The 13,529-nt window shown below is 50.0% G+C and carries 7 protein-coding genes; 2 read left to right on the forward strand and 5 right to left on the reverse strand.

Annotated elements, in window-relative coordinates; all coding sequences use genetic code 11:
• Window positions 1-3 precede the first annotated feature (3 nt).
• The gene (locus KVT38_RS08890; protein ID WP_217593344.1) at window positions 4-5,124 is read right to left on the reverse strand and encodes a polymorphic toxin-type HINT domain-containing protein; all 5,121 of its coding nucleotides are present in this window, start codon (window positions 5,122-5,124) and stop codon (window positions 4-6) included.
• 13 nt (window positions 5,125-5,137) lie between these two features.
• Window positions 5,138-7,894, reverse strand: coding sequence for a glycoside hydrolase family 78 protein (locus tag KVT38_RS08895; RefSeq protein ID WP_217593345.1), 2,757 nt, complete (start codon window positions 7,892-7,894; stop codon window positions 5,138-5,140).
• A gap of 1,107 nt (window positions 7,895-9,001) precedes the next feature.
• On the opposite strand from KVT38_RS08895, the gene KVT38_RS08900 reads away from it, so the two are divergent.
• Window positions 9,002-9,568 (forward strand): site-specific integrase, encoded by a 567-nt coding sequence (locus KVT38_RS08900; protein WP_217593346.1) that lies wholly within the window; start codon window positions 9,002-9,004, stop codon window positions 9,566-9,568.
• A gap of 238 nt (window positions 9,569-9,806) precedes the next feature.
• On the opposite strand, the gene KVT38_RS08905 is transcribed toward KVT38_RS08900, so the two are convergent.
• Complete coding sequence (locus tag KVT38_RS08905) at window positions 9,807-10,229, reverse strand: GNAT family N-acetyltransferase (protein WP_217593347.1); 423 nt, start codon at window positions 10,227-10,229, stop codon at window positions 9,807-9,809.
• 476 nt (window positions 10,230-10,705) lie between these two features.
• Between KVT38_RS08905 and KVT38_RS08910 the strand changes: the two genes are divergently transcribed.
• Window positions 10,706-11,317, forward strand: coding sequence for a superoxide dismutase (locus KVT38_RS08910; protein ID WP_217593348.1), 612 nt, complete (start codon window positions 10,706-10,708; stop codon window positions 11,315-11,317).
• 77 nt (window positions 11,318-11,394) lie between these two features.
• On the opposite strand, the gene mutY is transcribed toward KVT38_RS08910, so the two are convergent.
• The gene (mutY, locus tag KVT38_RS08915) at window positions 11,395-12,618 is read right to left on the reverse strand and encodes an A/G-specific adenine glycosylase (protein ID WP_217593349.1); all 1,224 of its coding nucleotides are present in this window, start codon (window positions 12,616-12,618) and stop codon (window positions 11,395-11,397) included.
• Window positions 12,615-13,514 carry a helix-turn-helix domain-containing protein gene (locus KVT38_RS08920; RefSeq protein WP_217593350.1) on the reverse strand — a complete coding sequence of 300 codons (900 nt, stop codon included), beginning with the start codon at window positions 13,512-13,514 and terminating at the stop codon, window positions 12,615-12,617. Before KVT38_RS08920 ends, mutY begins: the two co-directional genes overlap by 4 nt.
• Between the last annotated feature and the right edge of the window lie 15 nt (window positions 13,515-13,529).

Below are 13,529 nucleotides of genomic sequence, written 5' to 3' on the forward strand. Positions count from 1 at the left end.
CCCTTACGGAGAATAAAATTGACCTACACGTCCATTATTTAATCCAAGTACATAGTCCTTGCCGTTGTAAGTGCCCGTGATTTGATACATCCCCTTAGTCCCCTTGCTTGCAAGGGTGTCTCTATTTTGGGACATAACTGACTTAATAGCGCTCGTAATATCGTCAATTGACATACTTGCATCAAAAAACGATTGTTGTTCTTTTACTGAGCCATCCCAGTAATTCGGATGGTGACGCTCTAAAATATGTTTCATCCCTGACTTATCAAGCAGGAAAGTATTACTACCAAACTTCATTTGACTACTTTGAAAATTTGATAATGCATTTACAACAACATGAGGTGCTACCCCACAAGCATTATGTGTCCAAATCCCAAGGTTTGAGACAAAATACGTATGGAAGTCCTTCACCTTGAAATTGTAAACCGTAGCATGCCCCTGCTTAACCTCAATCTTCTCAATTGCTAACTCTTTGCCATCCGAAGTTATTAGAACTTCGCCAACCACAATGTTTTTTGACTCCACCCAACCTTTGCCGACAATCCAAAATGGATGCTCGTCAGTAGTCGTTATGACTTCGCCGCCCACAGTAATATTATACGTTTCCTCAACATCACGTTGGAAGAGCCATTCGACTTCTTTATAAGCTATCTCGCCTGTCTCATCATCTTTGGAGAGAACCTTGTCACCTACCTCGATTTCCTCGATAGGTTTCTCCCCTTCGTCTGTTAGAACCTTCGTTCCTGCTGTAAAGCAATTGCACTCTTTAGTTACAATTTTTACGAATGCTGATCCCTTTTCAGTTAGTTTCGCCATTCGACCTTGAGGGGTAATCTCAATCATTATATATCCGGCCTGCAAAAATTGTTCAAAGGACAAAGGATTCTCTTGTGATACCTTGTAGTAATCCGACAGTTGAGTCAATGTTCCCATCGTCCAGTAATCGACAGCACTGTACCAAGAAGAATGGACTTCTTTAAGTTGTTCCCATGCGCCTTTCACTTCTTTTTTGACCGCTTTTACAGCAGCTTGACAATACTTTTTCCCAAGCGCTGCAGTAAAGCAATGTCCACTCGGATCTACAAAACCTAATGGGTTATTCGCTACATACGTATAAAGATTCAGCGTAAGCGGATTATCAATCTGCCCCTCATACGTATCCTCATTCATAAACCTTCCCAGACTCGGATCATACCAACGAGCGCGCAGATATTGCAGCTTTGTCGTACTATCCGTCATCTCACCCGAATACTTAAACGGCTGAGCCACGGTCTCTGTTTGAGCAGTGATGTTTCCAAAAAGGTCGTAAGCATAGCTGTTCAGGCGCGTATTGCCCGTGCTGTCCCTTAGCTCGACAATATCGCCGTGTCCATTTTGCAGATAGTAAGCCTTCGCCTGCTCATCTTGGCGTGCAATCAGCCCTTGGCCGCGAATATATCTTGCCTTAAACGTAGCCACTCCACCAATAACCGTCGCTTCTGCAGCTACTTGATCGCCGTCCCAATAGTATCGCGTCGTCTGCCCGTTCTCGGTTCGTTCCCAGAGCATCCCGTCGCCATTGTACTTGTACGTCACTGTTCCGGTTGGCGTAGTAACGGAAGTCAGTCGATTCCACTTGTCATAGACATTAGTGGTTCCCGGGCTATCGAACAGGTTGCTGGAAGACATGCCCGTACGATTGCCTCTGTTGTCATAGGTAAAGGACTCGCCATATTGGCTGGATGTCTGAATCCGATTCAGCGGATCGTAGCCAAATGTGCTTCCTGTCCCGTTCTCCGTCTTTGTCTTCTGATTCCCGTTGTTATCATAGGTATATCCGAATTGATTAACGATCGTACCGTCTGCTTTTTTCTCGATCAATGAGCCGATCTGCATACCATCATAGGCAAAGATAGAGACGAGACCGTTTTTCTGAAGCTTCTGCTTTGTCAGATCGTTTTGATAATAGTTGTATCTCTCCTCTGCGTCGTTTGTAAAGTCGAGAGACGACGCGACCAAGGACAAACGATTTTTAGCATCGTACTTATAGTAGGTATTGTATCCGAACGGGTCTGTCATGGCTGTCCGATTGCCGGCGGCATCGTAGTCATACTGGATCTTGCGCGCGTCCGGGAAGGTAACACTGGTTAAGGATCCATCCGCCGCATAACCATAGCTGGTCTGTCCAGTTGCATCCGACATCGCCGTGCGTTTTCCTGCCTTGTCGTACCCGAATTCGATGACTTCCTGGCCAGCAACCGGCGTTCCTGCGCTATCCGTGATTTCACGTTTGGTCAGGAAGTTTCGATCGTTGTACGTGTTCTTGAACCAGACACTATTGCGATCCAGCGTTCGGATCAAGTTGCTGTTGTTATCATAATAAAACTTCTCGACTTTGCTGTTAGCGTCCTTGGATCGAATTAAACGTCCGATGGCATCATATTCCTTGACCATCGTCTTGGTATCCGGATACGTAATCAGCTTCAGATTGCCGAGCGCATCGTACTGATAGGCCGTAGTCTCGCTCTTGGCATTCGTCACGCTCGTCAGGTGTCCAACAATGTCATACGCGTAAGAAGTCGTATTCGTCGGCGCCAGGTTGTCAGAAGCAGAAGTGACATTGCCAACATAGTCATAGGCATACGATGCTAGCGTCACAAGAGGCGACCCGGTCGTCTTCGCCTCTTTTTTGGTCAACACACGCCCTAACTTATCGTATGTCTCCTCAATCGCGTAGCCCTCTGCATCTGTACTTTTTGCCTTATTACTTAGATCGTCGTAGATCAAGGTTGAAACCGCTGATGAGACCGGCGTGATGTTGCCCTGCGCGTCATAAGCGATCGTCGGAGGAGAGGTCACTTTATTCTGCCGGCTCCACTGGTCGTAACCGAACAAGGTCTCGTTCCCGAACGCATCCTTGTGAGACAAGAGTCGACCGTTCGCATCATAATCGTATCGGGCCTTCGGCTTATAATCGTCATTGATGATAAAGCCTTCTTCAATCTTTCTGCCCACAGGATCCCAACGTGTGTAGACTCTTACGCCTGACTCGTCGGTTTGCTGAATTTCGTTGCTGTAATCGTTATATTGAATCTTAATGTTGCCGTTGTCTGGCTTAACGGAACCAATCGCACGCCCCAGCGCATCGTATTGATACGTTGTCGTTTTTCCTTTGCCATCCGTGTAGCTGGATAAAGTACCATCAGACGTATTGTACGTATAGCCGGCGGTAATCGTCGTGCTAACACTGTCCGCGTCAGTGACAGCCACGCTGGTGCTTGTCGGATAAGCGCCTAGATAAGGGGCTGCCGCATCGTAGCCGATATTCACGATCGAATACTGCCCGGCTTCACGCAATACCTTGAGCTGAGTCACATTGCCATAGGTATCAAACGTATTGTTGAGCGTCTCTTGCAACACGGGTCCAGTCACATTTCCGTTCCGTACACGCGTTGCAGTGACCGCGCCATTTGTTGCGTTTCGCACATATTCGGTGTACTGCGTTTGCGTGGCGCTGATCGGCTGAGATACGCCAACCAGCAAGTGGGAAGTCGTATCATAGGTATACGTTGTCTGAATGCCGTTAGGGTCTGTGGCGCTTAGGACGTTGCCATAATCGTCATAAACGTTGCTCGTCTCGACGATATAACTGCCCGTTGACCCCGATTCGCTTTTTGTCGTCTTGGTCTGAATGGGTACTGGCCAGTTGCGGTACCGTTCGTACGTGTAGTCCGTGGCTTCAGTATACGTCTTCCCGCCGTAATTCGATACCGACACGATCTTTGTATTGTAAAAGACCGGCGGCTTGTTCTCGTCAATATAGTCTTTCTCATTAGTAAAGGTAGTCTCGGCGAGACCGTCGTTCAAAGCTACCGTAAAGGTCAGGTCCGTATTATAAGCGGAACCGATATCACCACTCGGATACGAGACATTGGTGACATTAACCGTTTTAACGCTGTTATCCCACTGGATGAATTGATCCTTGCGGGATTTAACCCGGTATACCTCGTTCGTCGCATTGTATTCCCCAATCTTGCGCGTGATGGGCGGCATGTACTCGAAGATCGTCTTAGCACCCGTAGGATAGGTAATGCCTGTAAGCAGTGCATAGGGATTGCTCGCGACAGGCGCCTGATCGTATAAGGTAAACATGGCGTTCTTCAGGTCGTAATCGTACGTGGTAGCGCGACCTGCGACGTCAACGACTTGGGTCAGGAGTTCCTTCCCGTTTTGAGTCGCCTTATAGTAGATCACTTGCCGAGTACCTTTAGTTAAGGTCACTTGCGTTGCAGAATAGGCAATATTAATGCTATTTCCGATCGCATCCGTAATGCTTGTCAGCACCGTTCCGTACGTCGGATCGGAACTATAGGCAAACTGTACTTTATTGTTGAATGCGTCGGAGATCTGAATCAAACGTCCATCCGCGTTGAAGTACTGATTGACTTTCTGAATCGACCGGAGGACGTAGGCAGACGTAGAGCCCGATACCGTCACGGTCGTATCCGTAGCGAGTGTCAAGTCCTTCCATGGGTAACCTAGCAAGGATAAGTCAGAACCGAGCTTGAATACGCCCGAACCAGCAAGATGCAAATACTTAGTTGATTCGACGGTTTCGATAAACGAGATATCCCAGGTCCAGCCCTTGCCGATCGGAAATCTCTTTTCCTCGGCCGGTTGTACGGTCGTATTATAACCGGACGACATCGACATTTGATTGAGCTGGGAGGCGTCGCTATCGTAGCTGCGCACCAGCGTGAATCCAAGGCCGTTGCGCCCGGGTAGGGAGAGATCGGCTACGCTCTGCGACAAGCTGCCCGAGAGCGTGGAGATGCTTTCCTGACCCAAATTAATCGCAAAGGGGGCCTCGTCGGGTTTAGTTTTAACGAAGCTATAGTCAGGAACGACTGTGTTCGCTGCAGCGCTAATCGCGTAGCTCTTGCTGCCCAGCTCGCTTGATATTTTACTTTTGGCCGAAGCGGACTTATTAATCGAATAAGGTGCGGATTCGATTGGCGTCTCTGAAACGTCGATCGATCTCGTAGACGTAGACGTGGCTGCGAATCCGGCAGCATCCGGATAAATGCCTGTGATTAGAGTTAATGCCATGAATATGGCAGTGATCCTGCCCCACCAGCTTTTCAACGCAAGGTCCTCCTCAATTTGTGATCGTCACGGTCTTGCCGGTAATATTGCCGTTAAAGTCGTACTGGTATGTCGTCGTATACTGTGCCGCTTGACGGGTCAAGGAGAAGCCATAGCTAGTCGTTGCACTGTAGCTGCCTCCGACGCCAACGATCTTAATGTAGTAAGCAGCGCCTGCATTTACGTTATAGATGATCTCTTCAGCCAGGCCCGTGCCTCGGATTCCGGCCGCGATCAAGTTCATAGAAGCGTCATAGACGTAGACATCATAGTTCAGGCCCGTTGGTACGGTAAGCTTAAACTTTTCGATGCCGGCCGCTGTCGCTGTATATTTGTAAAAGTCGACGTCCGTAGCTGTGGTGATCAAAGAGGTGTAATTCTGCGCATAGTTGATAGGGTACGCTTGAGCTGTCGTATCGTTCGGTTCATACGCGTTTGGCAGCACTAAGCTACGCGTTGCCGCAGCAGACCACTCCAGACCGTCTTTTGCGGTTATTCTAAAGCTCCATGTCCCGCTCGCCAGGGGAGGCGTCGTAAAGGACGTAGCATTACCGCTAAGCGCACCGGAGTTATAAGCTACCGTCGTCCAGTTATCCTGCGATCCCTGAATTTGATAATGACTCTGGGATTGTCCGTCCGCATCGCTATACGTCCAGGTAAAGGTTAGGACATTGTCCGTTACCTGCTGTCCATTCGTATAGGAAGTCACGCTGACAGTCGGAAGATTATTGACCTTGATGTAGTACTTTGCCGATACTGCGGAGATAGCTCCCTTATTGTCCTTGGTGCGAACCTGCCAATTGTACGTCCCGTTCCTGCTTAGTGTACCAGTAGGCACTGTGTATGAGGCCGCACTAGAACTAACCCATCCGCTGTCGCGAATTAATGTAGTTCCATTGTAAATATAGACCTGGTACTGCCCCTGCGTATCTCCCGAATCCGGATCAGAGAAGGTCCAGTTCAGCGCAGGCGTGGTGGTGCCCATTAATTGAGGGGTTGTCGAGCTCGTACTGCCCGGATTCAGCGCAGTAGGCGCATTCGGTACCATATTGTGCTTGATCGTAAAGGTTGGGGATTGTACCCACGCACCATAATCGATACCGTCAAACGGTCGGATCCGTATGATGGCGTTTGTGGTATTGCCGATTGAACTGAAATTATAGGTGTATGAAGATGCGCCAGCGGCGGTCAGTGGGACAATATCGCTCCAAGTGGCTCCTCCATTGGTAGAGAGTTGAATGTTATACTTCAAGCTCGACTGCGGATCGTCTTGGTCGATTGCGGCATTCCAAGTGATGTTGTAGTTTGCGTCGACAGTTGTGCCGCTCTGTGGTGCTGTGATGGCGGCGGTGCCGGGGGCGTAGACATTGTAGCCAATAATGAATTTGGGTAATGTGGGATTCCATACACTATAATGGAAATCGGAGCCCATGGTGCCAGTTGATAGGAATAGATCGATACGGGAATGCACATTAGGCTGGAATGAACTGTACCAGGATTTAATTGCATTGGTAAAATCAAAGTTTACAGCATTATTTGAAGCATATACAGTTGTTTGTCCTGAGTTCACAGAAAAGTTTGAAAAGTCATATTGATACTGTAAATCCACGACTTGTTGAGTACCACTGAGGGCAATATAGTTCATCTGAAGGTAAGCATATTGTATTTTCGATGCGGCTGCCGGAAACTGTTCTAAAACGAAGCTTAGTTGCCCGCCCCCGGTAACCAGATTACTAAAATCATCGTATTTTTTAAATACATCAATTGTTGTAGGATTCCAGTATCCTGAGCTTCCTGATGGGGAATTGATCCATGTATAGTACCTTCCAAGAGATGAATTGGAATCATAAATTGATACTGTAGGATCAATCCTTATTGGAAATTCAAGATTATCGGTGTTAACCAACAATTCTAATATTCTTTTGTTACCTTTCTTCGTAATTTTTTGTTGAACGTCTCTGTATTGCCCTTTATTATCAATTAACCAAGCGGGTAATATACTCAAATCTTCTAGTTCTACATTGTCATTCTTGAAATTTCCCTGGAGTTCAAATAAAAAAGAATGAGGCGAGTTTTTATCTTTAAGGATAATGTCTTCCTTAATGCCCTCGTTTGAAGCAGTAAGTACGACATCGGTGTTTTCCCAAGCATTTAAATAATGTATACTGTCTTCACTATAAACAGTCCCTATAACCGATCTGGAGTCAACTGGGAAGACTTTAACCGAACTATTGTCCTTGGTTACTGTATATCCCTTACTATAATCCTTTGGAATTTCGGCGCCATAAGGCACTTCCAGTGGCATATAACTAGCCTCTTCTTGAGCTTTTTTATCATTTTCAAGTAATTTTTGTTTGGTTATAAGTGACGCTTCTTTGGATATAGAACTATTATTGCCCACAATCGGAGACACGTCCGTTAACCTCGTGTTAATTGGCTTCCAATCTCCCTGCTCATTCTTATAATTCTGTGCTGTCGAGGAGTACTCAGCAATATAAGTCCCATCATTTAATTCATAATGCCTACTGTTTTCTGTTGTAAATTCTTTGGCTTCTCTTTTTACTGTCTTCTTAAGTTCCTTTACCTTGGCCGATATTTCCGGCGAGATACTAGCGTTAATCGAGTAAACGGATTTTTCAACTGAAGATTCATTCGGGGCTTTTACCTCACGTGTCGAGTTGCTCGCCGCACCTGCCACATTACTTAAAGCTGTAATGGTCAAAGAAATAATGAGCAATACCGAAATGTAAGATTTCCAAATATACTTCATGAATAACTGTTCCCCTTTATCGATTAGTTCTTGGTTGGGATTAATCCTATACCCCCTTCTTCATCCCGACCATGATAATTCATCATAAAATTAAGAATGTGAAAAAAAATGTCGAAATTTAAGAGCTTATGAAATTATTTTGTTCCTTTTGCACTTGCATGGATAACTTTGAATAGAAATTCAAAACCCGAAAAAAATTCGCGTCGATGTGGACACGCGGCTTCTTACTGAAACGCCCAGATATTTAGCCCCCCTCCCCTCAGGTAGTCGCTCCACATCCTGCACAATGAGCTTTAATTAACGAGACTTTCTTCGCCTTTCGATTGGGGCTCTAAGATTCGTTTGCTAGGAAGACTTCATCTGCTAAACGACCACCTCAGCACAAAAAAACCAAGGCGAATAGCGGCCATGGCTCCTGTAGTATATTGATAATGCGCGAAAAAGAGAGCGCCGTCACTCAAAGGCCCGACTCCAGTGAGTATTATTGGACCTACTTATAGATGGCATTCGTATGACAAACTTTATTTATATCATTCTGCCTGTAGGATATTAAGATTCATATGCCGTAAAGCTAATTCAGTATCCTATAAACAAAAATCCATATGTAGCTCCACTAACATAAGAGGATCCGCTAAAATGAAAGGGTTTGAACCGCTCTTGCCTCTTCTTTTTCTCCGGGAAATAGATAAGTAGATACGAGGAGCGCCAAAAAAAGACCAAAAAATATTCCGCTTAATGAATCGCCTAAATCGCTTTCTCCTCTAAAGAACAAGATTATTTGAAAGATTATTAATAGCACTATAGCAGATAACCCTATTCAAGCTGCGACTTGCCAGAATATATGCCACATATGCCACTTCACCTTTGACAATGAAAAATGATGTTACAATAACGAACGGAGGTTTCCTTCGCCGCACTAAGCACATATCGCTCGAGCCCTCGAGTGGCGCATTATCAAAAACAATCCTATAGAACCGATACCGAGCCGAAGGTAACTATCAAGTCAAATACGCCTTATGATGAGCAAGAGGTCTCACAGCTTCTCCAGGCGCTTCAGAGCGAGGCGTACCACTGGCGTAAGCTTGTCCCCTGGCGATCACTACAGGGATGCGTAGCGGCGAACTGGCGGCGCTAGAATGGAAGCATATCGATTGGAAGGCAGGAACGATCGACGTCGTACAGACGCTTGTGATGGCTGTTAAAGGCCAGATGCTTATCAAGGAGCCCAAGACCAAGAACTCTAACCGCAAGGTCGCTCTGCCGCCATCTGCGCTCGAGGAGCTGCGTGATTACTACGCATATCGAGCCAAGGAGCGGGATAAGCTCGGCGACGCCTGGAAGGGCAATTACGGCGGTCAGGAACGGCTCTTCGTGTTCAGTCATGCAGACGGCACGCCTTTTCATCATAACCAGTCGTACCATTGGTTCCGAAAGTTCCTCAAGAAGAACGGTTTGCGTTATATCCGATTCCAAGATCTGCGCCACACTTCAGCGACGTTGCTGATTAATCAAGGTGTCCTTGCAAAGATTATCTCCGAGCGACTTGGCCACACCAACATCACGACCACAATGAATATCTACGGCCATGCTCTCCGCTCTGCCGATCAGTCAGCCGCCGATATGCTGGAATCTCTGTTCGCAAATCGCTCTAAAGTCAAAAATAAGACGCCTTGAGTATGCCCCTCTCGGCGTCCGTTAATTTCCTGTACGAGAATTTTTGCGACAAATTTGCAACATAAAAGCCCGCCTCGATCATTTCCACTTATAAATCAAGGATTCGCGGACCTAGATATGCTTGCATAAGAAAAGCATATCTTATGGCCAAAAGCAACCGGTTTTCGGCGCCTGTCGACACGTAAGATATGCTCTCCTGATGGTAAAGCCTTCTTGCGATGGACCTAGCGATGGGCGTTCAGCCTGCTACGATCGACAACGGACGCTGAGGCGTCACGAGATCGAGCATTTCGTCGCTCAAGGATTGGTAGAACGGAAGCAGCATTTCGTTGTGCTTGTCCGCCGCGACAAAAACCTTCAGAACGTTCCGCTGGCGGAAACGCGCATTCATGGCGGTGACGAGCGAGCGGCCTACGCCTTGGCGGCGAAGATCCGGATGGACGGCGACGCGGTACACATAACCTTTGCTGTTATCGATTGTGCCGATCATGATGCCTGCCAGTTCGTCGTCCTTCAGCGCCACGAGCACGAGCTCGCTGTCCCAGGACAATTGGCGGGATAAAGCCGACATGGTTTCTTCACAGCATTCCTCCGACAAAGCTACCTTCAGAAGCTCGGATACGGAACGATAATCCGACAATTGAAAAGTCCGAATCTGCATATGCCTGTCTCCCCGGATTCAGTTAAAGTAGAGGCTAAACCGTGAACATCGCTTTAACGTCTTTTTATATTACGACAAATTCGTGATAATTTCATGCTATTTTAGGAATATCGCATAAATAATTTAGGAGAATGGTCGCGCAAAGGAGTGTAAACGCTTTATATGAAGCGTTTACATATGAATATATCTAAATTATTGCCGAATTTCGCCGAATTTGCGCTTAAATCGGGTTTCATCAATTTCGCTGTCATATTGATGGTTCTATTTGAAAAATATTCAAGCAGTGTCTGAAGTACGGGGAGAATGGATAAAATTAACCGGATGAAACCAGGCAAAAATGCCCATGCTGAGTGAGTGCGGCATCGAGCCGGCTTGAAGACTTTCTAAACACCCATGTTGATTTAGTATTTAAAATCAGAGATAATACAGAAGTAGATTTCCAATCCAGATTCATAATCCAAGGAGGCTGTTCCATTATGGCACACGTATTGCCCGCTCTTCCTTACTCGAACGACGCACTCGAGCCGCATATCGACGCGCTCACGATGGAGATCCACCACGACCGCCATCACAATACTTACGTAACGAACCTGAACAAAGCCCTCGAATCCGCGCCTGAGCTGGCGGACAAGAGCCTGAACGACCTGATCTCCGACCTGAACGCCGTGCCGGAGTCCATCCGCACCGCAGTTCGCAACAACGGCGGCGGCCACGCCAACCACTCCCTCTTCTGGGAAACGATCGGCCCGAACGGCGGCGGCGCTCCGACAGGCGCGCTGGCAGCGGCCATCGACAGCGAGCTGGGCGGCTTCGACAAGTTCAAGGAGACGTTCGCAGCTGCGGCTACGACCCGCTTCGGCTCCGGCTGGGCGTTCCTCGTCGTCGGCAAGGACGGCAAGCTGAAGGTATACAGCCTGCCGAACCAAGACAGCCCGATCTTCGAAGGCGAGACGCCGATCCTCGGCCTCGACGTGTGGGAGCACGCTTATTACCTGAAGTACCAGAACAAGCGTCCGGACTACATCGGCGCGTTCTGGAACGTCGTCAACTGGGAAGAAGTCGGCAAGCGTTACGAAGCCGCCAAGTAATCTTCCTTACGAGAAAAGCCAGTGCCGATTCAGCGGCGCTGGCTTTTTTTGCATGCGGTCCGGGGCTTTGCGTAACGTTAGCGCTTCGGCGCGTTTTCGTACAAGGCGCCGCTAAAATGCGCGGTCAACAGCTTGCTGAACACGTTCGGCCAGGCGAGGCGCTCGAAATCAGCCGCGTCGATCCAGCGATAGCCCGGCGGCAGCGAGGCGGCTGCGGCGTTGGCGAGATAGGCGGCACTGCTTTCAGCCAATGCCGACAACTCTGCTGCAGCTGCGGACTCCGCCGCGCCGCTTGCGCCTGCCGCATCGCGCTGCCGCTCGCCGCCCGCTCCCAGCACGCGCAGGTGCCAGTGCAGGTGCGTGAACACATGCTCCGCGTCGGCGATGTGACGCAGCGCTTCGGCGCGGATGCCCGCGAGCCCTTCGGCATCGAGCGATGCCGCGAGCAGCGCGCCGCCCTCGGAGGGCGACTCCCAGACGGCGCGCTCCGGCGCCGCCACGTGCGGCAGCTCCCACATGCGTGCGAGCAGGCCGCTCTCCGGCCGCTGGCGCACGAGCACGCGGCCCTCCGCGTCCTGGAGCAGCGCCGCGACGCGATGCTCCGGCCGGGGCGGCTTCGCCTTGCTCTTGACCGGCAGCTCAATCTCGCGGCCTGCCAGACGGCCCTGGCAGTGCGCCATGACCGGGCACAGCAGGCAGCTCGGCGACTTCGGCGTGCAGATTAGCGCGCCGAGCTCCATGAGCGCCTGATTGAAGTCGGAAGCCTCTCCCTCCGGGATGAGCTCCCGGGCCAGCCCTTCCATGCCGACGCGCGTTGCCGGCTTCGCGATATCCTCGTCGATGCAAAAGTAACGGGACAATACGCGCATGACGTTGCCGTCCACCGCCGGCTCGGGTCTGCCGAAGGCGATGCTCATAATCGCACCGGACGTGTACGGCCCGACGCCCTTCAGTCCCGCGATGACGCTCTTGTCGTCGGGCAGTCTGCCGCCGTGATTGTCCGCGATCTCTCGGGCCGCCGCCTGGAGATTGCGGGCGCGGGAATAATAGCCGAGCCCTTCCCAGGCTTTGATTACCTCTTCTTCGGGCGCTTCGGCGAGCGCGGTCACCGTAGGAAACTTGCCCATGAACCGGTTGAAATAAGGGATGACCGTATCGACGCGCGTCTGCTGGAGCATAATCTCCGACACCCAGATATGATACGGATCCCGGCTGCGCCGCCACGGCAGGTCGCGTTTCGCCTGCTTGTACCATTGCAGCAGCTCGCCGCTAAAAAAAGATTTGATCTCGCGTTCGTTCAAGCCTCCGTCCCTCCCTTCTTCTGCGATTCGGCTCCGTTCTCTTCGTCCTTGGCTCCGCCTGCGCCAAGTCCCAGCACCAGCTTCTTGTAACGGCTCGGGGTAAGTCCCGTGTAGGCTTTGAACATTCTCGAGAAGTAGTAGATCTTCATGCCGATGCGCGCCGCGGCGTCCGAGACATTGCACGCGGGATCCGCGAGCAGCGTCCGAGCGACCTCCAGCCTACGCTGGTTCACGTATTGTATCGGCGAGCAGCCCATCAATCCTTTGAAAAAGACGATAAAATAGTTCGGATGCAAATAGATAAGTCCTGCCAGGTGCTCGACGGTAATCGTCTCGGCCAGATGCTCGTCCACGTAGTTCAGCACGATCTCCAGCTTCTCGAACTCCGGGGAGAGAGACGCACGCTTCCCGGCACCCGCGATCAGATGATCGATGTATATGCAGACGAGCTCCATGAAAGAGGTCTTGATCCGAAGTCTGGCCGAAGGCTGCTGCGAGAACAGACAGCGGCGGATTCTGGCGAACATCGCGACCGCTTCGCTCGGGTCGGGGATATGCACGTGCTCGGGCAAGCCGATCGCCTGGTAAAGCGCCCGGTCCGCGTAGCTCGCCCGGAAGTGGCACCACCAGTACGACAAGGTCTGCCCGGGGCTCGGCTCGATCCAGTGCGCGCTGCCCGCCAGCAAAAAGCTGAACGTCCCCGCGTCCATAGAAAAAGACCGGTCGCCCAAATGCAGCAGGCCGCTGCCGCCGGTCACGAGCAGCGCCCGATTGCAGTCGTAAACCTCCGGTCGGCCCTCTTCCGCGCCCGCATGCTCCTCGAAGGAGGCGGCGGCGACCTCGAACTGCATTTTTTCGAGATGGTTCATGAGTATGTTAAAATAGCGTATGGTCATCATTTGCACTCCAGG

Source organism: Cohnella sp. GbtcB17, assembly GCF_019091135.1.
Lineage (GTDB): Bacteria > Bacillota > Bacilli > Paenibacillales > Paenibacillaceae > Cohnella.